Here is a 25687-nt window from a genome sequence, read left to right as displayed (position 1 = left end):
CCTGCCCAGCGACGACTACGAGACCACCATCCAGGCCGCGCTACGCCGGGCCCGCACCGGCCAGCCCACCGGCAGCCGCGAGCCCCGACAGGTCTTCGGCGCTGCCTGACCCGGGGGAACGATCGGCTGATCCTCCGCCAGCCTGGAAGCTCACGACACCCGCTGGAGGATCCAGGCACCCATCTCCTGCACCATCGGTTCTGCCAGAACCGGGGTACTCCGTTGTGCGACGTACCTTCAGAACCGGGCATTCAATGGCAATAGGAACGCACTACCCGGACCTGGCGCCGAATCGGTTCTGGCGGAACCGGTAAGGTCCCCTTCGAATCTCGGCACCACAGGAGGACTCATGCCGCGCAAGGGATCGGGCGGATCACAGAACACGACCGGGGCAGGCATGTCCGACGTGCCTCTCCGGCCCACCGCGCTCCCCCGGAAGGCGGCGACGAACAGCATCATCGCCAACCCCAGGAACCTGCGCGACGGCGACCTGTGGGAGAACGAGAAGCAGATGCAGGACATGGTGCACTCGATCCGCACCGTGGGCCTCATCCAGCCGCTGGTCGTCTGCACCCGCGAGGGATACCTCAAAGCTCATCCCGCGGATGAAGAACTGGTCGCGGCCGCCGACTTCGTCATCCTGGCCGGCCACCGCCGACACGCTGCCTGCCTCGAAGCTCCCCTCGACACGGTGCGCATCGAGGTCAACGACGACCAGATCCCCAACATGGACCTCCTCATGCTGGAGGAGAACCTGAAGCGCAAGGAGCTGACGGTCCTCCAGGAGGCCGAGGGCTACCGTCGCATCGAGGCCAAGGGCGACAGTCACGCGACGATCGCCGCGAAGGTGGGCAAGTCCAAGTCGACCATCACCAAGCGCCTCGCAATGCTTCGGCTTCCTGACGAAGCCAAGCGGGCGCTCCTCGACAAGACGCTCACCATCGACAACGCCTACAACCTCTACACCGCCCTCGGCAGGGAAGAGGGCGGGAGCCTGCACCTGCTGCTCACCGCCAACGAGATCCTCCGCAGCGACCGCACCCAGACCGCCATGGACGCCGTCAACAGGGTCCTGGCCGGTTCTGCCAGAACCGAAGCAGAACCGTCCTCCGCCACCCCGTCGAACACCAGGCAGCAGACGGCACCCGCTGCGGTGGCGGTTCTGGCAGAACCGGTTCAGGGCCCCACGGGCGTATCTCAGGACGATGCCTCCGTCCCTCACGCGCGCACCGAACCGGTTCTGCCAGAACCGGAAAGCGGCTCCGAGGACAGCGAGGCCCGCGAGCTCGTGCCCGCCGCCGAGGCCCCGCCCGCTGGGCAGCCTGAGCACGACGGATCGCCCGCCGAAGAAGTCAACGAGGTCCGGCAGCATGCGCTCGCGGCCGCGAGGCGCAACGAGTACTGCAAGGAGCACGTGGCCGCCTACACCAACCCGGTCGTCGACTCCCACAGCAGCCGGGTGGCCGAGATGGCTGTCCGGCAAGCCTCACCCGCTGCCATCGCCCGCGCCCACAAGTGGCTCAAGGAGCACGACGCGGACGCCGCCGGCGTTGGCGAGACCAGCTACCGCGACATGGTCCTCATGCTGGGCGAGCCTGCCCTTTCCCGGTTCGCCTACGCCGTTGCCCTGGGCGAGGCAGAGAACCGAGCTTCCGACCGCCGCCGACGCATCTGGGACTCCAGGGACGTCGCCTACCTGCAGCACCTGGTCGACGTCGGCTACGAGCCGACGTCCTGGGAGAAGCAGCACCTCAGCCGATGACGCGCCCCCGCCCTGGAGCCTCCATGAACCCCACTTACCTGCCCCCGAAGTACGCCCCTCATCTACAGATCCCGGTCTTCCTCGTGATGAACCGGGCCGGCTCCGTCGGCAAGACGAGTGTCGCCAACAGCGTCTTCACGCTCGCTGCCCTCCGAGGCTGGACAGGCCTCATCATCGACGCCGACCTGCAGAGCGACATGTCCTTCTGGTTCGGCTACGACGGCGACATGGTGCCGGAGGACACTCCGACGATCCACGACCTGATGCTCGGCAGCGCCACTCTCGAAGCCGTGACGGTGCCCGCGCGCACTCGGATCGCGGCCGGACAAGGCGACGACGCCTTCCAGGAGATCCCCGGCCTCGACCTCGTCCGCGGCGACATCAAGATGAAGCAGGCAGACGGCGAGCTCGTCAGCGCCAAGGACGCTCTCGCGGTGTTCTGGCTGCAGAACGTCATCCGCAAGCAGGTCCCCCAGGGCAAGTACGACTTCATCGTCATCGACGCGCCGGCGTCCTACGGGCGCCTGTCCGAGTCGCTGCTCGTGGCCGCCACGGACGTCATCACGATGATGAAGCCGATGCGGAAGGAGCTCCGTGGCGCCGCGGCGCTTGCCAAGGAGATCGTCTCGCTCAACGACGACTACGACAGGCACGACGTACGGGTCTCGCCGACCTGGTACTGCATCAACGACGCCAAGGTCGCCAGCCAGGGCCACTTCTTCAGCAACATTCAGGACGAGGCCCGTGAGATCTACGGCGATCGACTCCTTCCCGAGCTGAAGAACGCGGTCATCGTCGCCGAGGCGTACGACGCTCAAGAGCCGCTGCCGATCTGGGCGCCGAAATCCGAGTCGATGAAGACCATCGGCCTCATCGCGGACCAGCTGGGCTTCCCCGAGAAGAGGGCGTAGCCGGTTCTGGCAGAACCGGTCCGTCGCATGCAGCCGGCCGGTTCTCCGGAAGCGTGTGAGCCGCTGGCCTCGAGCACTGCCAACGTCGTCTGGTCGGTTCTGGCAGAACCGACCAGACGACGCGCTGTTGGTCCGTCGCAACACATCGCCCCGCAGCCCAGCACTGGATGCCGGTTCTGGCAGAACCGGGGTACCGCCCTGGCGAGGCGTCTGGCTACAATCGCCGTCATCTGACGGGCGTGCCCCGTGAGGTCTCTGAGCCCCTGTGGGCTGGGTCGTTGTCGGCAAAACTCCGTCCCTTCCTGCAGGGGCTTCTTCATGGCCGGAACACGGCGGCCACAGAAACCGACCATTTTCGGCCCAGCGCAGAGCGGTCTGGCGCAAAATGTGTGGTTTGTTTGTGGAGGGTGACGTCAAAAACAGACCGCGCCTCCCCACGACGGGCGTTTTGGTGCGACAGTGGCGTACCTGGGGCGGGCGGCAGCCGCCCCGGCCCGACGGATCTGGCCAAGGGGAGTGCCAGGGTCGTCGGAACCCTTCCCGGACTGCCCCCGGAGCGGAGACGCCCCAATGCCCTCAGCAGAGCACGCCCCCGTGCCCCAGCCGGCCGTCCTTGCCCGGCCCGGCACAGGAAACGTGATCCCGCTTGCCGACCGCCGGTGCCCGCAGCGCGCAGCGGAGCGTGCCGCCCGCGCCGACCCGAAGTCCGAGCTCGCCTACACCGTTCAGGCCATGCTCCTTGCCCGGGGCCAGAGTCTCACCGACCCCGCGACCGCTGAGACCTTCGACGCCACGATGGGTGCCGTCCTCCTCATGGTCGACGGCGCGCGCGCCCAGGCGCTCATGGACGACAGCGGCTGGCACGCCCTGCGCGCGATGTTCGAGGAGATGAGGCAGGCCCCGACGCTCGTCTGAGCCGGTGCGGCTAGGGTCGTGCCGCACCCGGCGGCCCGTTGCTGCCTGTTGATCTTTCTGTACGGTCAGTTCACCACGGGCCCCATCTGTGCCACGATGGGGCGTCCGGAACACCCGGAGTGACAGACTCCGGCCCCGGGCGCGCGTCCCTGGCACTCACCGTCACGCACCGCGCCCTGACGGGGCCGCACAGCGGACGGGGAGACGATGACCGCAGGGGACGACACCACGACGCCAGCAGCACGACTCCGGCTCCTGCAGGCCGAGTTCCTCCAGCCCGGCCCGGGCGAGCGTGCCGAGCGCGTCACCACCAGCACGACGCCGGCGGCGCCGATCCGGCTCAGCGTCTACGAGCACATCCGCGCCAGCGTCGAGGAGGCCGCCGAGCACACCCGCGCCGCGGCCCCCGACGCGGCCCCCAGGCCCCGTGGACTTGACGAACTGTACGGCTGGATGGTCGCGGAAACTGCGCACCTGGACGCCGAGCGGCAGCAGGCCCGCGACGCCCTGATCTACCGGCAGGGCCTGGAGCACGCGATCCTCATGGGCGAGGAGTCCGTCATCCGTCGGCACGCCTGCCCCGGCTGTGCCACCTGGAGCCTGTTCTGGCGGCCCGAGCGCCGCGCCGCTGTCTGCGTGAATCGTTACTGCGCCGACGACGACGGCGTGTCGACGTACTGGACGCTCGCCCAGATCGCCAAGGAGTACATCGCCCGGCAGGCGGTCTCCGCCCGCCGTGCAACCTGATGGCCCTCTCGCGGGTCTAACCTGCATCCTCTGTCCGTCCTCATCACCGTGGCCGCCTAAGCCGGCCGCGCTCAACCGTTTAACCCGCATACCGGCCGCCGGAGCTGCGAACGATGGCCGCCGATACTCGGGAGCCCCAGTGGCCAGCACCATCGCCCAGCCCACCCTGCCCAAGCTCGACCTGGTGACGTACAAGGAGGCCAAGGCGCTGTTCGCCGAGACTGGTCATGCCGTCTCGGAGAGCACGATGCGCCGATGGATGAAGGAGGGCGGCCGCGTCACCGTGAGGATGGCCGGCGGCGTCTACGTCTCGTTCTCTGACCTTCTCGTCGCCCACGGGGACTGGGTGGCCGCCGCCGCGACCATCCCCTGACCCTCCACCGCCTGCTCGCCCCGCCCCGCTTCCCGGGGGCGGGGCTTTTTGCTGCCCCCACACAGCCATAACCTATTGCTCGTGCCATAGGTTATGGCTTATGGTGGTGGAGCCGACAACGCACCAGCCCAGCAACGGGCAGGTGGGAGTTCCCAGTTCAGGAGCGCAGCGATGAGCGTCATAAGCCCCGCCCGCCCGACCAGCCAGACCGCCGACTACGGCGAGCTCGGCCCCCACACCAAGGCCCTCCTCGACCACGCCCTGGAGCAGGCCGACAACACCGTCGACAACGCCGAGTTCCGCATCCTCATGGAGACGGCCGCCAGCCTCGCCAAGCTCGACATCCCGCGCGGCCACGACATCGCCAAGTGCGCCTGCCCCGACTGCCACTGCGGCGCCCTCTTCGACACCGCCGCCCCCGGCCTCCGCACGGTGGAGGACTCCAACGGCTACAACCTGCCGCTCCTCCAGTGCGCCCGCTGCGCCGACGAGCACCCCGTCCCCGACGAGGACTGACCCCCAGCACCGGTCCGGCCGCCAGGTCGAGGAACCCGCTCCCTGGCGGCCGGACCGGACCAACCACAGACCCACCCCGAACGCACCGGGAGACACCCATGTCCGAGACCGCCCGCCTCCTCCGCGCCGCCCAGCAGGTCCTGCACGAGCACGGCCTCCTCGACTCCGACCTCGGCAACTTCGCCGACCCCGATGGACGCCTCGACATCGTCGCCGCCATCTACCGCGCCGCCACCGGCACCACCCCGGACTGCTTCATCAACGCCCCCAAGATCGCCCGGCAGCTCATCGACGCGAACGAGTTGGTCACGGACGCCATCCGCTGGGTCTCCGCCGTCCTGCCGACCTACCCCTCGCACGACCAGGGCACTGGCATCGACGACCACATCGAGCACCTCGCCTTCTGGGTCCTCGAACCCGACTTCTTCCTTGACCGCTGCCCCAACACCTCCGACGCCATCGGCGTCCTGGGCCGGGCCGCGCAGACCGCTGACGCGTGCACCGACATCCCCGACCTGCGCCCCGCCGCCTGACCACCCGTCCACCGCACGCCGGGGGCCCGCCCGCCCCCGCCCCCGGCGCCCGCCCAGAACGGAGTTCCGCCATGAGCCTCATGACCCTCACCACGAGCATCACCGGCGGCCACGACCCCGACCTCTACGCCGGCCGCGCCGACGCCTACGACGAGCACGCCCAGGGCGCCACCCTCACCGAACTCGCCCACCGCGCCGCCGTCATCGCCGACCTCCACCCCTCCACCGGCTACGCCCTCGGCTACGCCGACCGCGTCTTGGAGATCCGCCGCGAGGAGCAGGGTCACGTCGCCGTCGAGACCGAGAACGCCCACACCGAGCGCCCCCGCCCCCAGTAGCCCACGCCCCGAGGACACAGCCATGGCGCACAACCTGCGCATCGACCCGACCACGCCCGAAGGCGAAGCGATCGTCACCCTGTTCAACCTCATCCAGGCCGACGAGGAGGAGGACGGGACATGGAATGCCGTCGACGCCGTCGACACCCTCTGCCGCTGGTTCCGCGAGCGGGGCATCGACATCGACGCCGGCCCGATCGAACCCCACGCGACCGGTCCCGAACCGCTCATCGTGTCCCGCTTCGACATCGCCATGGAGCCCGCGCCCGAGGAGGACCCGGTCCTCACCATCGGCGCCATCGCTGACAACGCACAGCCCGTGGCGCTGCTCTTCGACCGCGAGGACCGCGTCAAGGTCGCCCACTGGCTCCTCGGCGGAGAGCAGGACGACATCCGGATCCGGCGTACCCGCCACGCGGAGCGCTCGTGACCGGGCCCGCCGCCATCGCCATCGTCCTCGGCCTCATCGCCGCCGCCCTGGTCGCGCTCTCCCAGCACGGCCTCGGCACCCGCACTCTCCCGCCCCAGGACCCTCCGGACGGAGACCAGCCGTGACCACCAGCACCCACGCCGCCCCCGCGCCGATACCCGTCCGCCCCCACCCCGCCGCCGACCACCGGCCGTTCATCACCGAGGCGCAGACGGCCGCGTACACCGCCGCCCTCCGCGCCGGAGTCACCCGCCTCACCATCACCGGCTGGGAGCAGCAGGCCGACGGCTCCCTCCTCCAGATCCTCCCCACCGGCGCCGCCCTCGCCTACAGCCCCGGCACCCCCCTCACCGCACTCACCCCCTGCGCGGCCGGCGTACGGCACCCGCACCCCGTCGCCACCCTCGCCGACCTCCGCAACGCCCAGGCCGACGCCGCCGCCTGCACCTCGGCCCACCGGCCGCCCACACGGCCCGAGCCGACGCCCGCCGTCCGGCCCCTCGCCGACGCCTTCCCCCACGGCCCCGGCGCGGACACCCAGCCCCTCGACGTCACCACCCTCCGCGCCGACCACGCCCAGGAGCACTCCCATGGCTGACACCACCACCATCGAGTGGACCGACCGCACCTGGAACCCGACGACGGGCTGCACCCAGATCTCGGCCGGCTGCGACCACTGCTACGCCAAGACCATCGCCGAGCGCTTCCGCGGCACCGCCGCTTTCCCCCACGGATTCGACGTCCGCATCCGCGACGAGAAGGTCAACGCCCCGCTCTCCTGGCGGCGCCCGGCGAAGGTCTTCGTCAACTCCATGTCGGACCTGTTCCACCAGGACGTCGACGAGGCCTGGATCGCGAACATCGTTGCCGTCATGGCCGCCGCCCGCCGCCACACCTTCCAGCTCCTCACCAAGCGGCACGCCCGCATGCGGTCCCTGTTCACCGACCCGAACTTCACCGCCCAGGTGTGTACGCTCGCCCGCGGCAAGGGTCTCCCCGACGCCGACTGGGCCTGGCCCCTGCCCAACCTGTGGCTCGGCGTGTCTGTCGAGAACCAGCAGTGGGCGGACATCCGCGTCCCCGTCCTCCTCGGCACCCCCGCCGCCGTCCGCTGGATCTCCGCCGAACCCCTCCTCGGCCCCGTCGACCTCCACCCGTGGCTCAAGCGCCCCCAGCTCCCCGCCTGCGTCCGCTGCGCCCCGCTCGGCCCCGTCGACTACCACGACAGGCACGTCTGGGGCCGCTGCTCCTGCTCCTGCCACCCCGCCTCCCGCCCCGGCGTCGACTGGGTCGTCGCCGGGGGCGAGTCCGGGCACGGCGCCCGCCCCGCGCACCCCGACTGGTTCCGCACCCTCCGCGACCAGTGCGCCGCCGCCCACGTCCCGTTCCTGTTCAAGCAGTGGGGCGACTACGCGCCCACCGGCTACCTCGTCATCGGCGGCCCCCGCGAGAAGGGCAACATCGCCTTCGGCGACCCCGTCGACGACCTCGGACACCGCGTCGAGATGAAGCGCGCCGGCAAGAAGGCCGCCGGCCGCGACCTCGACGGCCGCATCCACGACGACTACCCGGTCGGTGCGTGATGGCCCGACGCCGAGGACCCCGTCCGAACAACCGAGGCAACCACAACACCAGCGTCAGCACCCCCGACCGCTACCGCCTCCTCATCACCTGGCCCCACGGCGCCCACAGCCACAGCGCCATCAACGGCCTTATCGCCGCCATGGCCATGGAGATGCTCCGCCGACACGCCCCCGACATCGCCAACAGCCTCGCCGACCACCTCGACAGCATCTTCACCGTCGGCGACATCGGCGGCCCCGCCTACCGCACCGCCCAGGCCCTCGGCCACGACCCCGACCAGTGGATCGCCGACTACGACGAGCGCGCTGCCGCCAGGAAGGCGGACGCCACGTGACCACCCCCACCGACACCTGGCACCAGGCCGTCGTCATCACCGTCCAGGGCACGCCCGCCGGACAAGGACAGATCTCCTTCCTCGGCAAGGGCCGCGGAGCCCGCCACACCAACGAGAAGACCCTCAAGCCCTGGCGGGCCGCCATCATCACAGCCGTCCGCAAGAAGACCGGCGTCCACGGGTACCTCGACCCCCGCCGCACCGGCACCTGCGTGATCTGCCGCACCGCCAAGGACGCCCACGGCCTCTACGCCAACATCCCCACCGGCGCGCAGATCACCATCACCGTGCCCAAGCCGGCCAACGCCCCCAAGCGGCGCCGGTCCTGGCCCATCACCCGGTACAGCACCGACGTCGACCACCACGCCCGCGCCGTCCTCGACTCCCTGTCCGAGTCCGGCGTCATCAAGGACGACTCCCAGATCGTCGACCTCACCGTACGCAAGGTCTACCCCGGCGAACACCCCGAAGCCCTCCCCGCGCCCGGCGCCGTCATCCGCCTCTACACCCTCGGAGACCCCTCATGATCACGCTCACCCGCCGTCCCATAACACCGGCCGTTTCTGCCCGGACTGGCGACACCTGGCGGGGCAGCGCTGCCTGCGCCAGCGTCGGGCGGGACGCGTTCTACGACGGCTCCGTGGACGGGCAGAAGACCGCCCGGCAGGTGTGCGTTCGCTGCCCCGTGCTGATGCAGTGCCTGAGCGGCACCGCGGCCGAGGAGGCCTGGAGCCAGGACCGGTGGGGCATGGCCGCCGGACTGACCGCCCCGCAGCGCCTCGCCCTGGTGTGGGAGGAGCGTCTGCACGGCGCCCGGCCCGACGTCACGAAGGCCGGGCAGCTGATCGGCTGGGACTGGATGAGGAAGCTGCGCCATCTTCACGAGCAGCGCCTCACCCTGGACGAGATCACCAGGGCGATCGGCGGCACGACTCCCCAGCACCTGGTGACGACGCGTCTGGCGCTGTGGTGGCTGGACCTGGACGGCACTCGGGCGCAGCTGCGGGCGGACGGTGAGCTCACCCCGAAGTGGCAGCGGGTCGCGGATGCACACGGGCCGGAGATCGCGCGGGTGCTGAAGGCGGGCGGGAACCGGTTCGACGTGTCGGCGTACCTGGGTGTCAGCGTCTCCTGCGCCGAGAAGGCCATCACCTTCGTGAACAAGTCGATGGTGGCGGCGCTGGAGGTGGCGGCGTGATGGGCGAGCTCAGCGCGGAGGCACGCGGCGACATGGCGCAGGCGATGCTGCCGGAGGCCGCCGGCCTGATCGTCGACGTGCACGAGGGGTCGGCGCAGGACATCCGGTCCCGGCTCCAGGGGCTCACCCGGCACGAGCTAGAGGCCCTGGCCGTCGTGGTTGCCGCACTGGCTGACCCGGAGAGGCCTGTGCTGGACGCGCTGAGGTGGGTGGACTTCGACGAGTACGGCGACCACGTGCCGGTATCGACGTCGCGGTCGGCGCGCAGGGTGCGGGATGCCGTGCCGAACGCCGCGCCGCGCGGCCATGGCATTGACGTGGTGGCGGTGGACCGGGCTCTGACCCCGGGGGACTCGGTGTGGCTGTCTTCGCCGGAGCGCGCGTTCGCCGTGGACGTCGGGATCCGGCGCGGCATGCCGTACGAGGACGTCGCGGAGCGCCTCGGGATGACTGTCGCGGCCGTCCAGAAGGCGTGGACGCGCGCGAAGGAGCGTGCACTCGCGGAAGGCCGGCCTGTTCCGAGGCAGCCGGTGGGACAGATCGGGAACGTCGCCTGAGCGGCGAGGAGAGAGGAGCAGGACGCATGGCTGGAGAGACCGTGATGACGGTGGTCGGGAACCTGGTGGATGATCCCGAGCTGCGGTTCACGCCGGCGGGGGCGGCGGTGGCGAAGTTCCGGATTGCGTCGACGCCGAGGACGTTCGACCGGCAGACGAACGAGTGGCGGGACGGCGAGTCGCTGTTCCTGCCGTGCACGGTGTGGCGGCAGGCGGCGGAGCACGTGGCGGAGTCCTTGCAGAAGGGGATGCGGGTGCTCGTGGTGGGTCGGCTTCGGCAGCGGTCGTACGAGGACCGGGAGGGTGTGAAGCGGACGGTGTTCGAGCTGGAGGTGGAGGAGGTGGGGCCGTCGCTGCGGTCGGCGACGGCGAGGGTGACGAAGGCCGGCGCGGGGCGTGGGGCGTACGAGTCGGCGCGGCGGGAGCAGGGGGCGGAGTCGGTGCAGGATCCGTGGACGTCGGGTACGCCGGGTACGGGCGGTGGGGCGGGGGGCGGTTCGTGGGGCGCCGGTGCTGGGTCCGGTGGTGGCGGGTCGTGGGGTGGCGGGGGAGTGGACGAGCCGCCGTTCTGACGGGGTGTTGGTGTGTGGCCCGGTCCCGGGTGGGGCCGGGCCCTTCTTTTCCCCTCGAACTTCATAACCTATTGTGCGAGCAATAGGTTATGGATTAGGCTGGCGGAGCCGACAACGACCCAACGGGCAACAGCCCAGGGATGGAAGGGGAACCCACATGGCCACCGTCACCCTCATCGAGCCCAACGGCTACACCGTCACCACCCACCGCGACGTCCCCACCGACCAGGTCGACACCATCACCACCCACCTGATCGAGACCGTCGCCCCCGAGCACGCCTCCCAGTGGGCCGACTTCGGCTACAACGCCCGCGACTACACCGTCCGCGTCCGCTAGCCGCCCCAGACCGGCTCCCCGCCCGCAACGGGGAGCCGACCGCCCTCCCCACTCCCCCCACCCGGGGAGGGCGGACCCCGGGCAGGCACCCGGATATCGCGGGCCCGCGCGACTCCCCCTTCCGCGCACCGACCCCGCTTCCGACGAGTGCCGCCCAACCCCGGCCGCGCGCCCCGTACTCCCCCTTCCGGGGCGCGCGGCCCACCCCCGCCGACCTCGACTGAGCGGAGAAACAGCATGGCCACGTACGCGACCGCCCAGAACATCGGGCTGCGCTCCCACCAGTGCGACGCCACCGCCGTGTTCACCGCCCCCGACGGCACCACCGCATACGCACTCCTCGACGGCATCGGCTCCACGCCCACCATCCGGGACTGGACCCGCACGGCCGCCCGGAGCCTCGCCCGCGCCGCCGCCCGCACCGGCGACGCCGAGCACGGCCTGCGGACCGAGTACCTGCGCTACGCCGCCGAGCCGGACAGGAACGACCCTTTCACCCGCGACGGGATGCCCGCGGCCGCCGCCGTCGTCGCCGTCACCGCGCCCGGCGCGCGCCTCTCCCTCGCCTGGTGCGGCGACTCCCGCGCCTACACCCTCACCCCCGACGGCCCCGCCATCCGCCTCACCCGCGACCACAACCTCCGCCGCGTCTGGCCGCCCCAGAACGGCCACCGCGGCGGGAACCGCAACGTCATCACCTCGTACCTCGGCAGCACCCTCACCGAAGGCGAGTGCACTGAGCACTTCGGACACCCGCCCATCGAGACCCACACCCTGCCGCCCGGCCCCGTCCGGCTGCTCCTCGCCTCCGACGGCGCCTACGAACCGTACGAGGACGCCGAGCAGGACCTCGCCCCGCTGCTCACAGGCCCCAGCCTGCGCAGCCTCGCCCGCAAGTTCGCCGACGGCGCCGTCAAGACGTCGCTCGCCGCCCGCCCGGACAACCCGTACGCCGACAACGCCACCGTCCTCATCGCCGACATCCCCACCACCTGAACCGCCCCTTGGAGAACCACATGTCCCTCGTCACCCGGGACCCCGCCACAGGCCTCCGCCGAGGCGCGGTCGTCTACCCCGACGGTCAGCCGCCGACCCCGTACGGCTGCCGCTGGTGCGGCACCGACCAGCGCGCGCACTTCCAGCAGTGGAAGGCGTCGGCCCGCTGGCACACCTGGGCTCCGCCCACCCAGGCGCCTCGGCCATCGTCCTGGGGCTCGTACTCCGCCCCGCCGTCTGACCGCCCGGTTCCACTACCCGCACACACAGGAGCAGCCATGCGCAGCAACCGCACCGCCACCATCCAGACCACCTGCGACCACGAGGACTGCACCGGCTACGCGATCACCGCCGGCATGTCCGCGACCCGCGAGGAGCGGGACGCGAACCACCGCCGGACGCTCGCTGCCGACGGCTGGACGGATGTGGAGGGCCGCGACTACTGCCCCGACCACCCCGCCGCCTGACCCCGCACGCAAGCCGGCCGCCCCGCGGGCTAGGCGGGGCGGCCCCCCACCAGCCTTCCACACCACCAGGAGCATGACCATGACCGACCAGACCGCCACCCGCGCCGAGACCATCTCCGCCCTCATGGCCTCCATCCAGGAGTACCGCGCCCTCCAGCAGCCCCTCGTCGACGCCCTCCGCCGCATCCGCGACGACATGGACCGGGCCAGCAAGAGCGGCGACGAGTGGGCCATGGAGTGGCTGGGCGACGTCTGGAACGACCTGCCCCTCGCTGCCCGCGCTGCAGGCGGTGACCAGGACGCGGCGCAGGAGCTCGCGGCCACGGTCCGGGACGCCGCCCGCCAGGCCGCCGGACAGCCGGCCGCCGAGCACCCCATGGCCCGCGCGCTCCGCCTCGGCGCAGCCACCATCCCCGACGAGATCGTCGCCGAGATCAGCGAATCCACGAACAGTGGCCTCCCGCTGCCCTGGCCGGAGTACACCGACCGTGACGCCGAGGTGTGGCACCTAACCGACGAGACGCACGACGGTGACCGGGTGATGCTGCCTTCGGCTGGCGACATGGCACCCATGCTGCGCCGGGACGTACAGCGCTTCTTCGGCCCGCTGACCGCCGCCGGACAGCCGGCCCCCGACGAGCAGCGCGTGGCCGAGCTGGAGGCCGAGATCGTGCAGCTCCGCGAGAAGCACGAGGCCAGCCTGCGCCGGGCCGATCAGGTCAACAACGAGCTGATGCTGGAAGTCCAGGGGTACGCCGAAGGCACCGAGCGCCCCGTGCTGTGGTCGGTCTACAACCAGATGCACAACCGGGCGATCACTGCCGAGGCCAAGCTCGCCAGCACCCCCGTTGCCGGGCTGGTCCCGGCCACCAACCATGACACCGACACCACGGCGCGCGACCGCATCGACATCCACACCTACTTCGGTCTCTCGTACGCCAACTACCTCGTCGTCCCCCGCGCCCTCCTGCAGTCGATGCCGATCCAGTGGCAGGAGCAGTTCACTGGACTGCTCAATGAGCTCGACGACACCTTCCGGGGCGTACCGCAGGCGCAGGCGTACGACGTCACCGCTGGGAAGCACATCCAGCTCAAGGACATGACCGACTCCCAGCTGCGTGCCGCCGGCGTCAGCGTCGAGAACGACGGCCCCTACGGCCCGACCGACGAGACCCGCTACCACCGTGTCCGCGACGGCCAGGAGATGACCGGTGACGACTACGGCTTCGTCCCCGGTGTGGACCCGGTCCCGCACTACAACCGCGGCCGCACCCGCGTGCCGTCCACCACCATGAAGGAGATCTGAGCATGACCGTTCGCAGCGTCTACCTCGACACCGAATTCCTCCCCGCCGACCCCACCAACCGCGGGCTCGTCTCCATTGGCCTCACCGACGACCAGGGCCGCTCGTACTACGCGGTCAACCGCGACATGGACGTCGCCGCAGTGCTCGCCGTCCCGTGGATGGTGAACAACGTCGTGCGCTTCCTGCCGCTGAACCGGGGAGCCGACGGCGAAGGCTCGGCCCAGGACTTGGACTGGGAGCACAACGACATGAAGTCCCTCGAGACGATCCGCAAGGAGGTGGCCCAGTACTTCGCGGACACCGACGCGTCGGAGACCCGGCTGTACGCGTACTACGGCGGGCAGGACATCGGCCGGCTGCACATGCTCTGGGACAACAATTGGGCCCTGATGCCGGAGTTCATCCCGCAGTGGTTCACCGAGCTCCAGGCGCTCATCGTCGACGCTGGGAATCCGCGGCTGCCCGAGCAGCCGGCCGGTGCGCACCACGCGCTCGCCGACGCCGAGCACAACCGGAGGATCCACGAACACCTCATGGCCTTGGGGGAGGCGCGCTCGGCATGACGCGTACGAGTCGCACGGCGGGTCCGTCACCGGCTGGTGGCGGACCCGCTGCCATTCCTCCCACTGTGGGTGCCCCGCACCTGTCGCCGCGGCAGCTCGACATCCTGCGGCTGACGGCCAACGGATACACCGACCAGGCGACCGCCCGCCGTCTCGGGCTCAGCATCCACACCGTCCGCGATCAGTGGCGGTGGGGGATCCGGCCCAGGCTCGGCGCCGCCAACCACTCGCATGCCGTGGCGCTGGCCTTCAGTGCAGGCCTGCTCACCGAATCCGACGTTCACCAACACCGGCAGGAGAGTGCCGCATGAGCCAGTACCTGAACGCGCTCCTCACCCTCGTCGACGAGGCGGAGCACCGGCCGCTGCGTGCGGAGGAGGCCGGTGTGCTGCGGGACCAGCTGCGGTCCCTGGAGGCGAACCGGCGGCAGGTGTCCGGGCTGCTGGCCTCCCTGCAGTCAGCGCGGCAGGAAGTCGAGTTGCTCGCCAAGGTGGCCGGCCCGCTGATCGGGGGAGGAGGGGAGGACGCCCTGCGGGCGGTACTCGCCGCCGCACGGCCCGACCCGGCCAGGCGCCAGGGCGGAGCTGCACGGCGGTCTACGGGACGCCCATAAGTAACACGCAGTGACCGTTTCTTGATCGAAGTATCCGGATCCCCGGGCGGATACCCCAACCAGCCTGGCTCCGGTAACTACTCGTCACATCGCGTCCTGGGAGGGACATGAGTAGGACCCGACATCAGTCAGTGCTTGCCCGCGGGGGCGAGGACCTGGACGTACGCCGTCGGTATCTCGTCGCGGCCGGCCACCTCCAGTTGCCTGCCGAGCCCGAGGCCGTCCACCTGGCGCTGTACTCGTGGCAGGACCGCCTCGAGGACTGGGTTGTCGGCCAGGGCCTGTGTGGGCGGTCCGTCGACAGCGTGCCCCTCTTCGGCGGCGCGGCGGCGTCGTGCGGGTCCTGCCTGTCGTACCTGCCGGCGTACGAGGAGGCGCTGCGGCGGGAGGTGACGGCGCTCGAAGGCCGCGCGGAGGCCCGTACGGCGCGGGCCCATGCCGGGGACACGGTGGAGAACGGCGCCTGGTTCACCGTGTGGCTGGAGGCCCGGTGGGAGTGGGTGACGTCGCGGATGACGACCGAGCAGCGGGAGTACGCGGCGGACCGGGTCGCGGCGTACAGCGCCTACCTGGCCGCGGTCGACGGTGAACCGGAGCGGGGCGAGCCGGCCGGGCTGCGGTGGTGGCGAGACAGCGGTGGCGGCGGAAGCCGCCGCGGGGGCGGTGACCGGTGACAGGGTCGCGCGGTATGGGCGAGGGGAGCGGCCCGTGTCGCTATCGTGCGGTCATGAGTGAGCCGTTCGCCCAGGGCGACGATCATCCGGCGTGTGGGATCTGCCCCTCGAAGCGCCTGCCGCGCGACCGTTTCGTGGTCTATGACCGGCCGACGCGCGAGGCGCCGTTCAACCCCGCGGACGGCTACCGGTACACGGCTGACGGGACTCCGGCGTGTGTGCACCCGGACAAGCTCGGTGTCGAGCCGGACCGGACCGCGCCGCCGCCGGAGCCCGTGAACCTGGAGCCGGAGGCTACGCCGGCGGGTAAGCGACGGCGCTGGTCATTCCTCGGTCGGTGATGCCGATGGACGCGTACTTGGCGTCCAGGATGTTGCGTCGGCGCTCGGCCTCGGGGGCGTCGATCCAGTACCGCTCGTCAACGGGACCGAACGCCTGCCGGTACGCCTGATGGGTGTAGTCCCCGGCCCGCCACGGTGTCTCGACGGTGTGCTCGTTCACCGTCGAGTGGACGAACAGGTGCCCTGTGCGGGCCTGGACGCGCGACAGCGCGGTGAACTGGGCGCAGAGCGCATGGGTGGTGACGTCGAGGGGGACCGGGACGGGCAGCTCGGCGGCGAGCTCGTCACCGGTCAGCTCGTACACGGCCGACTTGAGGGCCATGACCTTCAGCGCGCCGTCCAGGAGGTGTTTGGCGTCGCGGGCGACGCTGTACTCGGAGACCAGCGGGCCGCCGTAGAAGTCGTCCCAGTCGCTGCTGTACTTCGCGCAGCCGTCGAGGACGGTGCGCATCTCGGGGTCGGCCAGCCACGCGGCGTGGATCGTGCGGGCGTGGGCGGCGGCTGTTTCGGGGGCGGGGCGGACGAGGGCAGCGTGCACGGCGTTCTCCATCCGGTGAGAGCGGGACGGCAGCGGGCCGGGCGGGTGTGAACGGGTACACGGCCCGGCCCGCTGCCTCGGGGCGCCGTCTGGAGGGTCCTTCAACCTCCGTACGGCGTTCCCTCATTGCACCGGGTGGGCATGAGAACCAGGAGGGCCACCAGGGGGTGCGTTTCGCCGCCGGGGTGCCGCTCCCAGGGCCAGAATCAGAGTCCCAGCACCTACATGGCGGGGGTCGTGATGACGCGTGCGGGCGGGATCGGGGAGCTGCTGCGGAGCGTGCGCGAGGCGGCGGGCCGGACCCGCGAGGAGCAGGCTGAGCTCATGACGGCCGCTGGTGAGCCGTGCGACCCGGAGAACCTGAAGCGGTGGGAGACCGAGCGCCGGTTACCCACCGCGGTGTGGCACGACGCCATCGCCGCCGTGTACGGCCTGGACCTGGAGGACATCAAGACCGCCATCGCCGCATCGCGGCAGCACCGCCGAGGGCAGGGCAAGGAGACCAGCGTGGACCGGCGCCGATTCATAGGGGCTGCGGCAGCGGCAGCGGGCGTTGCCGCGCTGCCCGGCATCGCACAGGCCAGGGAAGGCATCGACGGGGCGCTGACGGGCGCCGGCGGCGGTGACATCGACTACCTGGCGAGCGCGTTCGAGCGGCACCGCGGCGGCTACCGGGGCCGCTCACCACACGAGTTCCTGCAGGAGATGCACGGCGACATCACGTTGCTGAAGGCCGTCATGCAGCAGCCCCACCCCACACGAAGCCGCTCGGAGCTCGTGCACATCGCGGCAGGGCTCGCCGGCCTGGTCGCGATCATCCAGCACGACCGTGGGGACGAGGCCGACGCGCACCGCTGGTTCCACACCGCCGAACGCGCTGCCCGCGAGTGCGGCGACCGGCGCATGACGGCCTGGGTCCTCGCGCGGCACGCCATGGTGCCGCTGAACTACGGCGCCCCCGAACAGGCCGCCCGGCTCGCAGCGCAGGCCCGCCGCGTCGCGGGGAAGGCTCCGACCGGTGCGGGGGCGCTGGCGGCGGCCGTCACCGCCCGCGCCCTGGCCGCGGTCGGCGACCAGGCGGGCGCCCGGCAGGCCGTGAGCGACGTCCGCGGGCTCGCCGAGCGCCTGACGGGGAAGGAGGCGGCCGACACCTGGTTCGGCTACCCCCTGCAGAAGCACCACGTCCACCTGTCGCAGGCGTACACCCTCCTCGGTGACACACCGGCCGCGTTCCAGGCGCAGGACGACGCCCTGGACCTCACCGACTCGCCCTCGGTGATGACCCGCGCCCTGATCGCGATGGACACCGCGGCGTGCCTGCGCGCGGACGGCGACCCGGGCGCGGCCGCCGACATGGCTGCCGCCGTCCTGGACCGGCTCCCGGAGAGCTACCGGCACGGCCTCGTACGGTCCCGCGTGGAGCTCCTCCACCACCGCCTCGACGGCCGGCCGCGTGCGGTCCTGGGGGACGCCCTCGGCACCTGAGGCCGGGAGGAGCTAGTCCCAGCCGGGGTCGCCGGTGACGTCCCACTCGGGGTCGCGGAGCGAGGGGGCGATGCCCCAGCCGCTGTCGTGCAGGCCCCAGCCGGGGTCGCCCTGTACTCCCCATCCGATGTCTCGTCGCATGGTCCCCTCCAGGTGGTGCGGGTTGGGGCGCGCTGGTGTGCGCCGTTGGGGTGACAGTAGCTGCTGGTCGCGCGGTGATCCATACTCCGGTAATCGAACAGGCGTAGTATTTCGGTCGTGGCTGAAACACCGACCCCTTCCCCCTTCCCGGCGGACCTGCTCGACCTCCAGCGGCGCCTCCACCAGGCCCGCCACGACTTCGCCGCCCTGTGCGCGGCCCTGCCCTGGTCCGTAGAACCCGACCCGGGCTGGCCCGGCACCAAGCACCCGCACACCGACCAGGTCACCGGCGGACGACCGGAGAGCCCCGGGTGGACCCAGGAGCAGCGGGAGGAGCACAGCCGTCTCCTCGCGCTCGTCCAGGAGCTGGCGATCAAGGTCTCCTGTCACCCGTACTGGGAGAAGCTGCCGAAGGACGGGAGCCTGGTCGCGGCCCGCAGCAAGCTCAAGCACGACCCGGACGTCCTTGACCTGCCCGCCGGCGACACTGCCGAGACCGCCGCGGCGTAGGGGAGCTGGGATGGACATAGCCGAGCGGCTGGAGAAGAACCGGGCCGTGCTGTCGTGGCTGGAGTACCAGGTCCAGACGACCCGGGAGACGATCCGGCGCCTGGAGCGGGAGCAGGCGGAGGAGAAGCGGCGGCAGGAGGTCGCGCGCCGCGAGCTGCGGTGGAAGGTCGAGCCGTCCCGGGCGGAGCACGGCCAGCCCACCCTCCACCGGGGGAACTGCGGCCAGTACGAGCGCGGCGGCGGGCTGCTCGACCGCGACGAGGTCATGGTCTTCGCCCAGCAGTTCCCGGCCGCGGTCCTCTGCAGCATCTGCGCGCCATGGGGGAGCCTCGGCGTCGACAAGCCGCCCACCCAGGCCGGGCAGGCCGCCGGGGCTGAAGGGGTCGAGTTTCCGTAGGCCGGGTGAGCCGGCGCCCCCGGCCTACGCGGTCTTCCGGCGGCCTGCCGGGGCCGCCGTCTTCTTCGCCGCCGTCTTCTTCGCGGGGGCCTTCTTGGCCGCGGCCTTCTTCTTCGGCTTCGGCATCTCGTGCACCGTGCCCGGCCCTGCGTCATCGCCGCGCGACTCCCGCGCCTTCGCGACGGACTCCTCCAGCGCGGCCATCAGGTCCACCACGGGCGCCGCCGGCGCCTCCTCGCCCTCCACGGCCACGGGTGCCCGGTGCTCGGCCTTCGCGTTGATCACCTCGATCAGGGCATCGGTGTACCGGTCGGTGAGCTGCTCACCGAGGTCGTCGAGGTGCTCGGTGCTCATCGTGTCCATCAGCGCGAGCGCCCGCTCGACCTCGTCCTCGGTCAGGTCGGTGTCGGGCGGGACGAGCTCGGCGGGCGAGCGGATCTCGTCGCCCCAGTGCAGACCCTGCAGGAGCAGCGCGTCGCCCATGGGGCGCAGGATGCCGAGGCGCTCGCGGCCGCGGAGCGCGAACTTCGCCACGGCCGCCTTCTCCGTACGCTCCAGGGCCTTGCGCAGCAACACGTACGGTTTCGCGGCGACGGGGCCGTCGGCGGCCAGGTAATAGGCGCCCGCGCCGTACTGGGTGGCGTCCACGGTGTCGGAGTCGACGAAGGCAACGATCTCGATCGCTTTCGCGGTCGGCAGCGGCATCCCGTCCAGGTCGGCGTCGGTGATCGGGACGATCTGGTCCTTGGAGATCTCGTAGCCCTTGCCGATCTGGTCCTCGCGCAGCTCCTCGCCGTCGACCTCGCAGACCTTCCGGTAGCGGACGCGGCCACCGTCGGGGAGGTGAATCTGGCGAAAGGCGACGCTGTGCGACTCGGTAGCCGGCTCCAGGGCCACGGGCACCGTGACCAGGCCGAACGAGATCGCACCCTTCCAGATCGGGCGGGCAGGCACCGTAGCGCTCCTCCAGGACGCCCCCCCCTGGGCTCTAGGCCCAGGCTATGCAGACCGGCGCCGTGATCGCACCCGCCGTCAGCCGACCGGGACCAGGACGGCCGCGTCGTACTGCCCGACAGCCCAGGGCAGCATCTCGCAGGCCAGGAGGAACCAGTCGTTGTACCGGCGCAGGTCCCACTCGTGCACCGGGAAGGAGAACTCCTGGTAGTCGCCCCTTCCGAAGGTGGACGTCGGCCTGTGGGCGTCGACGAGCGCCTCGAACCGGCCGAGCGAGCGCATCAGGTCCGCCTCGGTGCTGAAGTCCGCGCCGGACCAGTCCGAGGACAGCCACTCCTCGGCTTCCTCGGCCGAGACGTGGTCGTACGCCTTGACCGCAGCCTCCACGGCCTCCCGCACGTACGCCTCGGCCCGCTCGGCGTCGTACTTCATGACCTCGGCGCCGGAGCCGGGCACCAGCTTCTCCGCCCAGTACACGGGGTCGACGCCTTCGTCGGGCGAGGAAGGTCGGAAGAGATCGAACATGTCCTCGGTGCGGGTGAAGGACCAGCAGCCGAGCCCGCCCCGCAGGATCAGCGCGCCGGGCCAGGTGAGGATCTCGCACCACTCCCAGGACGACTTCGGGAACCGGAAGGCCAAGTGCCGGTAGACCCCCTCGTCCTTCACAAGGGTCATCGTCGCGCCCACGGAGTCGGAGGCGAACCGCTCCCTGGCCGCCTCCTTCTGCCGCCGCAGTTCCACGTACGGGTCGATCTCGCTCACCTGAAAGCCCCTCCCTGCACTGGCCCGTCCCGGTCGACGGGCCCCGCGCCCTACAACGAGCCAGCCCGGATTCGGTGGCGAACAGGGCTGGGCGCCACCCAGCCCGGGCGCACCCGGGCTACCGGCCGGTGACGCGGACTCGCAGCTCGTAGGGGACGCCCGTGCTGATCGCCTGCGCCTGCTCGGCCAGGTCTGCCGGGGTGAAGCCGAGGAGGGCCCGGTCGGCGGCCGCGCGCAGCAGCGGCACGATCTCAGCGGCAGGCCGGCCGCGGTATGTGGCGGCGAGCTCTGCGTAGGCCCGCTGGTAGGGGTGGACGTGCGTGCTCGCGGGGTCCGCGAGGAGGTGGTCGAGGTGCTCCGGCGTCACGCTGATCTGGCCCATGACCGCTCCGTCCGTCGGCGGGCCGGGCCCATCCCGGCCCCGTTCCCCTCGACGCTACGAGCCGGGTCTGACATCGCCGCCGGCCGGCGGCTACTCGCCGGGCTTGACCTCGACGACCTCGACGTCCGAGACACCGTCCTCGGCGGCCTTCCGCGCCTTGTACGTCTCAGCGGCCTTCTCGCTGTAGCTGACGACCGACACCTTCCGCTCGTCCTGGCCCTGCTGCGCCCACGTGATCCTGAAGACCTTCTGCATCCCTGCGCCTCCGCTCGGTGTGTGCCCGGCGGCAGCATCGGCTCCTGATGGGCGCCGCCGGGCCCCGACAGAATGTCATCCGGCGCTGACACCGGTCTGCGGGCGCGGCCATGGCGGCGGTCAGCGTCGCCAGACGTTGACCTTCTCGGTCGCCAGGAGCGGGGCGCCGTCTGGCCCTTTCACGTGGGCGGGTACCCAGGTCTGCCTTCGCAGGGCGCGCTCGGGTCCGTAGGCCTGGTTGCGCCAGTGCCCGGAGACGATCCAGCGGTGCTTGTAGCGGCGGCCGAGGCTGTCCGAGGTGGGGTCTTGGTCCTGCGCGGTGTACTGCCGGCGCAGGTCGACGACGGTCACGTCCGGTGAAGGCAGTCCGTCACGGCTGTAGGCACGGGAGGTGGGCTTGTCAGCGTGTTCCCGGGTGCGGTCGATCAACATGGGCTGCTGCATGAGCAGCCAGGCGGCGGCGAGTGCGGCAACGATGGGCTGGGGCAGCTTGGGGTCGACCTCGGCCATCGAAAGGGGCTCGGCCGTGATGGGGAGGACGCTGCCGAGGATGGGGATGAGGGGCGGAATCTCCTCGGTGACGAGGGTGAACGGGCGGTCAGCGGTTTCAGCCACGAGCCGGTTTCTCGACATGAGGAGCCACAGCAGCATGCCGCCGTCGTGGGGGCCCCAGGCGCACGCCTCGACCGGGATTGTCACGCCGTGGGAGTCGATGGCACCGATGCCGTCCTGCCAGAACAGCAGTCCGGCGGGGGCGGGTCGGTCGCCGGTGGCCCATCGCGCCGCGGCGAGCTGCTCCCCGGAGTGCATGGCGAGGGCCGCCATGTCCTGCTGAACCCAGAACAGGTCGGCAACCTCAAGGCAGGAAGCGAGGGCTTTGAGTCCCTCGACGTTGCCGTCGTCCTTGACGCCCCTACGCAGAGCCGAAGCCGGGTCGGTGAGGTATCGGACGGTCTGGCGGCGCAGTTTCGGGAGGTGGGAGGGGCGGACGTTCACTCGCCGGCCTTGTCAGTGCGGGCTCCCTGCCCGGGGCGGGTGGCGAGGGCCGTGCGGACGTCCTCGGCGCGGTAGAGGGCCTGGGGACGGCCGGAGCCGGGGTGAGGGTGGTATCCGTAGGCGGGCTTCACCTGGAGGCGGGACATCGCCTTGGAGGCGGCCTTGGCGGGCTCCTTGGCCGTGGACTTCAGCTCGTCGCGGCCGATGTCCTCCAGGGTGAGCGGTTCGTTGCGGTCGACGATGGAGGCCAGGTCGATCTCCTGGACCATCGCGGCGAAGTCCAGGTTGTCGAGTTCGTCGACCGGGTAGCCGTCGAACTCGTCCTCGGCGGGCTGCCACGGGCCGATGAACTCGTCGCCGCACAGGCTGATGCCGGGCGGGAGGACGGCTTCGATCGCGTCGCGGTACTCGGACTGGATACGGGAGAGGGCGCCGGAGGCCTCCAGGAGCTCCTGCCAGTCGCTGTCGCCGCCGTTGATGTAGTCGAGGACGTCGGCGTCGGGGCTGGTGGAGTAGTTGTTGACGCGGTTGGTCCAGGTGCCGTAGCTGGTGGTGGTGCTCATCGTGGTTCTCCTTGGGAGGTGTGATGCGCCTGGCGTTCTCGACACCCATAACCTTGCCGTACGTACGGCAAGGTTGTCAACGGCCTTGCCCTGTCGAACTGTTGGGCGGGATTTTCTCTTGGGATGGGGTCCCTGGAGCCGAGAGTGCGCCTGCGGAGGCGTGACAACGCCCCCTGGCCGGTCCCTGCGGCAAGGGGGCGGGGGGGAGTGGCGGCGTCAGGCGCGCCAGGTGCCGCGAAGGGCGGCGGTGGTGAAGCCGGGGCCGTAGGCGACAAGGAGGCCGGCGGCGCCGTCGGCGGGCGGTTCGGCGTGGGTGCGTTCGAGGACGCGCAGAACGGAGACGCCGCCCAGGTTGCCCTCGTCGGCGAGGGTGGCGGTGGAGTGCCGGGAGTCGTGTTCGTCGAGGCCGAGGGCTTCTGCGGTGTCGCAGATGATGCGGGGGCTGCCAGGGTGGATCGCGGCCCAGTCGATGATCCGGTCGGGCCCGAGCCAGTCTAGGACCGTCGGTAGGACGTCGTCGGCGGCGGTGAGCGCGGCCTTCGTGGAGTCGAAGTGGAGGCCGTCGGCGCCGATGCGGCCGGAGTAGCGGTCGACGCTGTCCGGGAGGACGAACTCCAGGGTGTCCTCGGGGCTGTCGACGGTGAGGCCGGGGCCGAGGGGGGTGTCGGTGACGATGCAGGCGGAGGCGGAGTCGCCGAACAGCGCCTTGTAGATCATCGCCTCGACGGAGGTGTCGTTGTGGTTGTAGACGCTGGAGATGACCTCGGCGGCGACGACCAGGACCCGCGCGCCGGGGTGGGCGGCGATGTGGTCGACGGCGCGGATCAGGGCCTGGGTGCCGCCGGCGCAGGCCATGGTCGTCAAGGCGATGCGTCTGACGGTGGGCCGCAGGTTCAGCCGGCCTATGAGGTGGATGTCGAGGTTGGGGACGGACCAGCCGGTGGAGTGCGTGGTGATGACGGCGTCGATGCCGGCATAGCCGTCCGGCCCGCGGCTGAGGTGCGCCGCGTCCAGGGCCCGCGCTGCTGCGTCGGCGGCCATGTCGAGGGCGTCGGCGAACGCTGTGGTGGCGCGCTGCTCGACGTCGGCGTCGCCGGCCACCGTGGGGGAGTGGAGCGGGCGGGTGAAGTAGCGGGTGTTGACTTTCAGGCTGGCCATGTAGCGCGGGAGCGCGGCGCGGCGAGGGTAGTCGGGGTGGCGAGTGAGGATGTCCTCGACGATCTCGTCGGTGGTCACCTTGTGAGCGGGGAGGACGGTGTGGGGTCGGGAGATGTAGACGGGCACTTGGGCCTCCGGCACAACAGGGGGTTGGCGTGGGGGGTGGGCACACCGTACGTCACGGTGTGCGGGGTATTCCCCCTGATCAGGCGGTAGACGGCCCTCGTGATGAGTTGTCAGGGGGTCTCGCGGGCGCGGAGGACGGGGACGCGGGTGTGCGCTTTCCTGGCGCCGGGGTGGTAGATGAGGATGATCAGGCGGGCTCCGGGGGCGGTCATGGGCTGGGCGGCGCACATGGTGACGTGGCCGGGTCCGTGTTCGGCGTGGAGTATCGGGCGCTCGTCGCCGTCGGGGTGGATGTGAGCGCCGCCGGCTTCCCAGAGCGGGGCGAGGTCGGGGTCGGCGGCGACTTCCTTCGCGATCTGCAGGAGTGTTTCGTCGTCGGGGCGTACGGCGAGCGCGGCGCGGAGCTGCGGAAGGACGAGCGGGGCCCAGACGGTGTGCCAGTCCAGGAGGGTGTTGCGGCCGTCGGGGTCGAGGAGCATCCAGCGCATGGTGTTGCGGGGGATCCGGCCGCCGGGGAAGAGCGACGCCCAGCACTGGTTGTGGGCCAGGAGGTTCCAGGAGGCGTCGGTGACGTACGCCATGTGCGTGATGCCGTCGACGGCCTCCTGCCAGACGCCGGGGACCTCGAGGCCGGAGGCGGCGGTGAGGGGGCCGGGCGGGTCGCCGATGCCGGCGTAGCGGCAGAGGGAGACCCACTCCTGCTCGTTGAGGCCGAAGAGGCGGGCGACCTGGCGGAGGTAGTCGACGGGCGGGTTGGTGTAGCGGCCGGTCTCCAGGCGGTTGTAGGTGTGCGGCGCGCGGGCGGTGAGTTCGTCGACCTGCTGCTGGGACAGGCCTCGGGCACGCCGGCCCTGGCCGGTTGGCCGGGTCAGGTCGTGGTCCTCGGGTTTGATCAGGGCCCGGCGTTCCTCAAGAAGCGCCTTAAGCGCCCGCTTATTTATCATCGCTGTCACTTTCTCCCCGTGTACCTTGCATGCGCCGCCTGGAGTGTAATTAGTGGCGCCGTGTTTCGTAATAAAAGCTGCGTGTAGAAAACCAGTGCTTGAACGTACAAGCTGTTGGTCGTGGGCGCGCTGACCTGCCGGGAAGCTGGGCTGAGCGGCCACATTGCAGTACCGCAGGGCCTGTTGCGAGTCCTCTGACGAAATCCGTCAGATCGGAGTCGTTGGGGCAGCCCTGTTTGCCCTCGCCGAAGCTCCGGCGGGTGCTCCCGGACAGTGCCGTAATCCGTACCGAGGTACGGATTTCGCAGCTCGGCACCGTCCGGTAGCGCCTGCCGGGTTTCGAGAGGGCCCCTGAGACTACGGCCCGGTACCGACATCGCCACGATGCCGCGTCCTCGGTACCGGCCGT

The 25687-nt window shown here is 71.0% G+C and carries 39 protein-coding genes; 29 read left to right on the top strand and 10 right to left on the bottom strand.

Annotated elements, in window-relative coordinates:
* The first annotated feature begins 349 nt into the window (after positions 1 to 349).
* The 26 genes from ABD981_RS05405 (at position 350) to ABD981_RS05280 (ending at position 16067) form a co-directional block, all read left to right on the top strand.
* On the top strand, positions 350 to 1762 hold the full coding sequence (locus tag ABD981_RS05405; protein ID WP_123954702.1) for a ParB/RepB/Spo0J family partition protein: 1413 nt from the start codon (positions 350 to 352) through the stop codon (positions 1760 to 1762).
* Between the two features lie 23 nt (positions 1763 to 1785).
* Entirely contained in the window at positions 1786 to 2673 is an 888-nt protein-coding gene (locus ABD981_RS05400; RefSeq protein WP_046909253.1) for a ParA family protein, read from the top strand.
* Between the two features lie 636 nt (positions 2674 to 3309).
* On the top strand, positions 3310 to 3588 hold the full coding sequence (locus tag ABD981_RS05395) for a hypothetical protein (protein ID WP_046909254.1): 279 nt from the start codon (positions 3310 to 3312) through the stop codon (positions 3586 to 3588).
* A gap of 207 nt (positions 3589 to 3795) precedes the next feature.
* Positions 3796 to 4335, top strand: coding sequence for a hypothetical protein (locus ABD981_RS05390; RefSeq protein WP_046909255.1), 540 nt, complete (start codon positions 3796 to 3798; stop codon positions 4333 to 4335).
* 139 nt (positions 4336 to 4474) lie between these two features.
* A complete protein-coding gene (locus ABD981_RS05385) occupies positions 4475 to 4708 on the top strand; it encodes a hypothetical protein (RefSeq protein WP_046909256.1) in 234 nt (77 codons plus the stop codon).
* Between the two features lie 171 nt (positions 4709 to 4879).
* A complete protein-coding gene (locus ABD981_RS05380) occupies positions 4880 to 5224 on the top strand; it encodes a hypothetical protein (RefSeq protein ID WP_046909257.1) in 345 nt (114 codons plus the stop codon).
* A gap of 98 nt (positions 5225 to 5322) precedes the next feature.
* Positions 5323 to 5757 carry a DUF6197 family protein gene (locus ABD981_RS05375; RefSeq protein ID WP_046909258.1) on the top strand — a complete coding sequence of 145 codons (435 nt, stop codon included), beginning with the start codon at positions 5323 to 5325 and terminating at the stop codon, positions 5755 to 5757.
* 71 nt (positions 5758 to 5828) lie between these two features.
* Positions 5829 to 6095 (top strand): hypothetical protein, encoded by a 267-nt coding sequence (locus ABD981_RS05370; RefSeq protein WP_046909259.1) that lies wholly within the window; start codon positions 5829 to 5831, stop codon positions 6093 to 6095.
* Positions 6096 to 6117: 22 nt separating this feature from the next.
* Positions 6118 to 6525 carry a hypothetical protein gene (locus ABD981_RS05365; RefSeq protein ID WP_046909260.1) on the top strand — a complete coding sequence of 136 codons (408 nt, stop codon included), beginning with the start codon at positions 6118 to 6120 and terminating at the stop codon, positions 6523 to 6525.
* Positions 6522 to 6650, top strand: a complete 129-nt coding sequence (locus ABD981_RS05360) for a hypothetical protein (RefSeq protein ID WP_276205593.1) — start codon at positions 6522 to 6524, stop codon at positions 6648 to 6650. The genes ABD981_RS05365 and ABD981_RS05360 overlap by 4 nt, the downstream gene beginning before the upstream one ends.
* Positions 6647 to 7123, top strand: coding sequence for a hypothetical protein (locus ABD981_RS05355; protein ID WP_046909261.1), 477 nt, complete (start codon positions 6647 to 6649; stop codon positions 7121 to 7123). Before ABD981_RS05360 ends, ABD981_RS05355 begins: the two co-directional genes overlap by 4 nt.
* Positions 7116 to 8108 (top strand): DUF5131 family protein, encoded by a 993-nt coding sequence (locus tag ABD981_RS05350; protein WP_046909316.1) that lies wholly within the window; start codon positions 7116 to 7118, stop codon positions 8106 to 8108. The genes ABD981_RS05355 and ABD981_RS05350 overlap by 8 nt, the downstream gene beginning before the upstream one ends.
* The gene (locus ABD981_RS05345; protein WP_046909262.1) at positions 8108 to 8443 is read left to right on the top strand and encodes a hypothetical protein; all 336 of its coding nucleotides are present in this window, start codon (positions 8108 to 8110) and stop codon (positions 8441 to 8443) included. The genes ABD981_RS05350 and ABD981_RS05345 overlap by 1 nt, the downstream gene beginning before the upstream one ends.
* Positions 8440 to 8970 carry a RusA family crossover junction endodeoxyribonuclease gene (locus ABD981_RS05340; protein ID WP_165590968.1) on the top strand — a complete coding sequence of 177 codons (531 nt, stop codon included), beginning with the start codon at positions 8440 to 8442 and terminating at the stop codon, positions 8968 to 8970. The genes ABD981_RS05345 and ABD981_RS05340 overlap by 4 nt, the downstream gene beginning before the upstream one ends.
* A complete protein-coding gene (locus ABD981_RS05335) occupies positions 8967 to 9641 on the top strand; it encodes a WhiB family transcriptional regulator (RefSeq protein WP_123954705.1) in 675 nt (224 codons plus the stop codon). The genes ABD981_RS05340 and ABD981_RS05335 overlap by 4 nt, the downstream gene beginning before the upstream one ends.
* Complete coding sequence (locus ABD981_RS05330) at positions 9641 to 10198, top strand: RNA polymerase sigma factor sigma-70 region 4 domain-containing protein (RefSeq protein WP_131723896.1); 558 nt, start codon at positions 9641 to 9643, stop codon at positions 10196 to 10198. The genes ABD981_RS05335 and ABD981_RS05330 overlap by 1 nt, the downstream gene beginning before the upstream one ends.
* A 26-nt stretch (positions 10199 to 10224) precedes the next feature.
* Positions 10225 to 10770, top strand: a complete 546-nt coding sequence (locus tag ABD981_RS05325; RefSeq protein WP_046909265.1) for a single-stranded DNA-binding protein — start codon at positions 10225 to 10227, stop codon at positions 10768 to 10770.
* Between the two features lie 157 nt (positions 10771 to 10927).
* Positions 10928 to 11107 (top strand): hypothetical protein, encoded by a 180-nt coding sequence (locus ABD981_RS05320; RefSeq protein ID WP_046909266.1) that lies wholly within the window; start codon positions 10928 to 10930, stop codon positions 11105 to 11107.
* Positions 11108 to 11344: 237 nt separating this feature from the next.
* Positions 11345 to 12103 carry a PP2C family protein-serine/threonine phosphatase gene (locus ABD981_RS05315; protein WP_046909267.1) on the top strand — a complete coding sequence of 253 codons (759 nt, stop codon included), beginning with the start codon at positions 11345 to 11347 and terminating at the stop codon, positions 12101 to 12103.
* A 278-nt stretch (positions 12104 to 12381) separates the two neighbouring features.
* Positions 12382 to 12570: a hypothetical protein gene (locus ABD981_RS05310; protein ID WP_046909268.1), complete on the top strand. Its 189-nt coding sequence runs from the start codon at positions 12382 to 12384 to the stop codon at positions 12568 to 12570.
* 79 nt (positions 12571 to 12649) lie between these two features.
* Positions 12650 to 13876 carry a hypothetical protein gene (locus tag ABD981_RS05305; protein ID WP_123954706.1) on the top strand — a complete coding sequence of 409 codons (1227 nt, stop codon included), beginning with the start codon at positions 12650 to 12652 and terminating at the stop codon, positions 13874 to 13876.
* A gap of 2 nt (positions 13877 to 13878) precedes the next feature.
* Positions 13879 to 14439 (top strand): 3'-5' exoribonuclease, encoded by a 561-nt coding sequence (locus ABD981_RS05300; RefSeq protein WP_046909269.1) that lies wholly within the window; start codon positions 13879 to 13881, stop codon positions 14437 to 14439.
* Positions 14440 to 14504: 65 nt separating this feature from the next.
* Positions 14505 to 14750, top strand: a complete 246-nt coding sequence (locus ABD981_RS05295; RefSeq protein WP_046909270.1) for a response regulator transcription factor — start codon at positions 14505 to 14507, stop codon at positions 14748 to 14750.
* Complete coding sequence (locus tag ABD981_RS05290) at positions 14747 to 15052, top strand: hypothetical protein (protein WP_046909271.1); 306 nt, start codon at positions 14747 to 14749, stop codon at positions 15050 to 15052. Before ABD981_RS05295 ends, ABD981_RS05290 begins: the two co-directional genes overlap by 4 nt.
* Before the next feature lie 131 nt (positions 15053 to 15183).
* Positions 15184 to 15726: a hypothetical protein gene (locus tag ABD981_RS05285; RefSeq protein ID WP_046909272.1), complete on the top strand. Its 543-nt coding sequence runs from the start codon at positions 15184 to 15186 to the stop codon at positions 15724 to 15726.
* Positions 15727 to 15779: 53 nt separating this feature from the next.
* A complete protein-coding gene (locus ABD981_RS05280; protein WP_131723897.1) occupies positions 15780 to 16067 on the top strand; it encodes a hypothetical protein in 288 nt (95 codons plus the stop codon).
* Here ABD981_RS05280 and ABD981_RS05275 read toward each other — a convergent pair.
* Positions 16021 to 16605, bottom strand: coding sequence for a hypothetical protein (locus tag ABD981_RS05275; RefSeq protein WP_240495312.1), 585 nt, complete (start codon positions 16603 to 16605; stop codon positions 16021 to 16023). The genes ABD981_RS05280 and ABD981_RS05275 overlap by 47 nt on opposite strands.
* 240 nt (positions 16606 to 16845) lie before the next feature.
* Between ABD981_RS05275 and ABD981_RS05270 the strand changes: the two genes are divergently transcribed.
* A complete protein-coding gene (locus tag ABD981_RS05270) occupies positions 16846 to 18090 on the top strand; it encodes a helix-turn-helix transcriptional regulator (RefSeq protein ID WP_123954714.1) in 1245 nt (414 codons plus the stop codon).
* Between the two features lie 12 nt (positions 18091 to 18102).
* Here the strand turns inward: ABD981_RS05270 and ABD981_RS05265 are convergent, their stop codons facing one another.
* Positions 18103 to 18231, bottom strand: a complete 129-nt coding sequence (locus ABD981_RS05265; RefSeq protein WP_276205594.1) for a hypothetical protein — start codon at positions 18229 to 18231, stop codon at positions 18103 to 18105.
* 117 nt (positions 18232 to 18348) lie between these two features.
* Between ABD981_RS05265 and ABD981_RS05260 the strand changes: the two genes are divergently transcribed.
* The gene (locus ABD981_RS05260) at positions 18349 to 18741 is read left to right on the top strand and encodes a hypothetical protein (RefSeq protein ID WP_046909274.1); all 393 of its coding nucleotides are present in this window, start codon (positions 18349 to 18351) and stop codon (positions 18739 to 18741) included.
* 10 nt (positions 18742 to 18751) lie between these two features.
* Positions 18752 to 19138 carry a DUF6233 domain-containing protein gene (locus ABD981_RS05255; protein ID WP_046909275.1) on the top strand — a complete coding sequence of 129 codons (387 nt, stop codon included), beginning with the start codon at positions 18752 to 18754 and terminating at the stop codon, positions 19136 to 19138.
* Positions 19139 to 19162: 24 nt separating this feature from the next.
* Here the strand turns inward: ABD981_RS05255 and ku are convergent, their stop codons facing one another.
* The 8 genes from ku to ABD981_RS05215 all read right to left on the bottom strand — a co-directional run bounded on the left by ku (position 19163) and on the right by ABD981_RS05215 (position 25278).
* On the bottom strand, positions 19163 to 20092 hold the full coding sequence (gene ku, locus ABD981_RS05250; RefSeq protein ID WP_046909276.1) for a non-homologous end joining protein Ku: 930 nt from the start codon (positions 20090 to 20092) through the stop codon (positions 19163 to 19165).
* Positions 20093 to 20170: 78 nt separating this feature from the next.
* A complete protein-coding gene (locus ABD981_RS05245; RefSeq protein ID WP_123954708.1) occupies positions 20171 to 20854 on the bottom strand; it encodes a hypothetical protein in 684 nt (227 codons plus the stop codon).
* Between the two features lie 118 nt (positions 20855 to 20972).
* Entirely contained in the window at positions 20973 to 21236 is a 264-nt protein-coding gene (locus ABD981_RS05240) for a hypothetical protein (RefSeq protein ID WP_046909277.1), read from the bottom strand.
* 90 nt (positions 21237 to 21326) lie between these two features.
* Positions 21327 to 21491: a hypothetical protein gene (locus ABD981_RS05235; protein ID WP_165590969.1), complete on the bottom strand. Its 165-nt coding sequence runs from the start codon at positions 21489 to 21491 to the stop codon at positions 21327 to 21329.
* Positions 21492 to 21611: 120 nt separating this feature from the next.
* Positions 21612 to 22487, bottom strand: coding sequence for a hypothetical protein (locus ABD981_RS05230; protein WP_046909278.1), 876 nt, complete (start codon positions 22485 to 22487; stop codon positions 21612 to 21614).
* Positions 22484 to 23050: a hypothetical protein gene (locus ABD981_RS05225; RefSeq protein WP_046909279.1), complete on the bottom strand. Its 567-nt coding sequence runs from the start codon at positions 23048 to 23050 to the stop codon at positions 22484 to 22486. Before ABD981_RS05225 ends, ABD981_RS05230 begins: the two co-directional genes overlap by 4 nt.
* 216 nt (positions 23051 to 23266) lie before the next feature.
* Positions 23267 to 24334, bottom strand: coding sequence for a beta-ketoacyl-[acyl-carrier-protein] synthase family protein (locus tag ABD981_RS05220; protein ID WP_046909280.1), 1068 nt, complete (start codon positions 24332 to 24334; stop codon positions 23267 to 23269).
* A gap of 110 nt (positions 24335 to 24444) precedes the next feature.
* Entirely contained in the window at positions 24445 to 25278 is an 834-nt protein-coding gene (locus ABD981_RS05215) for a helix-turn-helix transcriptional regulator (protein WP_046909281.1), read from the bottom strand.
* Between the last annotated feature and the right edge of the window lie 409 nt (positions 25279 to 25687).

The sequence above is a fragment of the Streptomyces showdoensis genome, assembly GCF_039535475.1.
GTDB lineage: Bacteria > Actinomycetota > Actinomycetes > Streptomycetales > Streptomycetaceae > Streptomyces > Streptomyces showdoensis.
Note: the sequence above shows the minus strand (reverse complement) of the source record. Positions and strands in the feature narration are given on the sequence as shown.

Coding starts and splice junctions, on each gene's coding strand:
- ABD981_RS05390 (WP_046909255.1), top strand. CDS start 3,796: ATGACCGCAGGGGACGACACCACGACGCCAGCAGCACGACTCCGGCTC.
- ABD981_RS05405 (WP_123954702.1), top strand. CDS start 350: ATGCCGCGCAAGGGATCGGGCGGATCACAGAACACGACCGGGGCAGGC.
- ABD981_RS05290 (WP_046909271.1), top strand. CDS start 14,747: ATGAGCCAGTACCTGAACGCGCTCCTCACCCTCGTCGACGAGGCGGAG.
- ABD981_RS05265 (WP_276205594.1), bottom strand. CDS start 18,231: ATGCGACGAGACATCGGATGGGGAGTACAGGGCGACCCCGGCTGGGGC.
- ABD981_RS05270 (WP_123954714.1), top strand. CDS start 16,846: ATGACGCGTGCGGGCGGGATCGGGGAGCTGCTGCGGAGCGTGCGCGAG.
- ABD981_RS05370 (WP_046909259.1), top strand. CDS start 5,829: ATGAGCCTCATGACCCTCACCACGAGCATCACCGGCGGCCACGACCCC.
- ABD981_RS05400 (WP_046909253.1), top strand. CDS start 1,786: ATGAACCCCACTTACCTGCCCCCGAAGTACGCCCCTCATCTACAGATC.
- ABD981_RS05235 (WP_165590969.1), bottom strand. CDS start 21,491: ATGCAGAAGGTCTTCAGGATCACGTGGGCGCAGCAGGGCCAGGACGAG.
- ABD981_RS05375 (WP_046909258.1), top strand. CDS start 5,323: ATGTCCGAGACCGCCCGCCTCCTCCGCGCCGCCCAGCAGGTCCTGCAC.
- ABD981_RS05350 (WP_046909316.1), top strand. CDS start 7,116: ATGGCTGACACCACCACCATCGAGTGGACCGACCGCACCTGGAACCCG.
- ABD981_RS05305 (WP_123954706.1), top strand. CDS start 12,650: ATGACCGACCAGACCGCCACCCGCGCCGAGACCATCTCCGCCCTCATG.
- ABD981_RS05325 (WP_046909265.1), top strand. CDS start 10,225: ATGGCTGGAGAGACCGTGATGACGGTGGTCGGGAACCTGGTGGATGAT.
- ABD981_RS05345 (WP_046909262.1), top strand. CDS start 8,108: ATGGCCCGACGCCGAGGACCCCGTCCGAACAACCGAGGCAACCACAAC.
- ABD981_RS05300 (WP_046909269.1), top strand. CDS start 13,879: ATGACCGTTCGCAGCGTCTACCTCGACACCGAATTCCTCCCCGCCGAC.
- ABD981_RS05255 (WP_046909275.1), top strand. CDS start 18,752: ATGGACATAGCCGAGCGGCTGGAGAAGAACCGGGCCGTGCTGTCGTGG.
- ABD981_RS05380 (WP_046909257.1), top strand. CDS start 4,880: ATGAGCGTCATAAGCCCCGCCCGCCCGACCAGCCAGACCGCCGACTAC.
- ABD981_RS05365 (WP_046909260.1), top strand. CDS start 6,118: ATGGCGCACAACCTGCGCATCGACCCGACCACGCCCGAAGGCGAAGCG.
- ABD981_RS05240 (WP_046909277.1), bottom strand. CDS start 21,236: ATGGGCCAGATCAGCGTGACGCCGGAGCACCTCGACCACCTCCTCGCG.
- ABD981_RS05280 (WP_131723897.1), top strand. CDS start 15,780: ATGAGTGAGCCGTTCGCCCAGGGCGACGATCATCCGGCGTGTGGGATC.
- ABD981_RS05310 (WP_046909268.1), top strand. CDS start 12,382: ATGCGCAGCAACCGCACCGCCACCATCCAGACCACCTGCGACCACGAG.
- ABD981_RS05330 (WP_131723896.1), top strand. CDS start 9,641: ATGGGCGAGCTCAGCGCGGAGGCACGCGGCGACATGGCGCAGGCGATG.
- ABD981_RS05225 (WP_046909279.1), bottom strand. CDS start 23,050: ATGAGCACCACCACCAGCTACGGCACCTGGACCAACCGCGTCAACAAC.
- ABD981_RS05335 (WP_123954705.1), top strand. CDS start 8,967: ATGATCACGCTCACCCGCCGTCCCATAACACCGGCCGTTTCTGCCCGG.
- ABD981_RS05215 (WP_046909281.1), bottom strand. CDS start 25,278: ATGATAAATAAGCGGGCGCTTAAGGCGCTTCTTGAGGAACGCCGGGCC.
- ABD981_RS05320 (WP_046909266.1), top strand. CDS start 10,928: ATGGCCACCGTCACCCTCATCGAGCCCAACGGCTACACCGTCACCACC.
- ABD981_RS05315 (WP_046909267.1), top strand. CDS start 11,345: ATGGCCACGTACGCGACCGCCCAGAACATCGGGCTGCGCTCCCACCAG.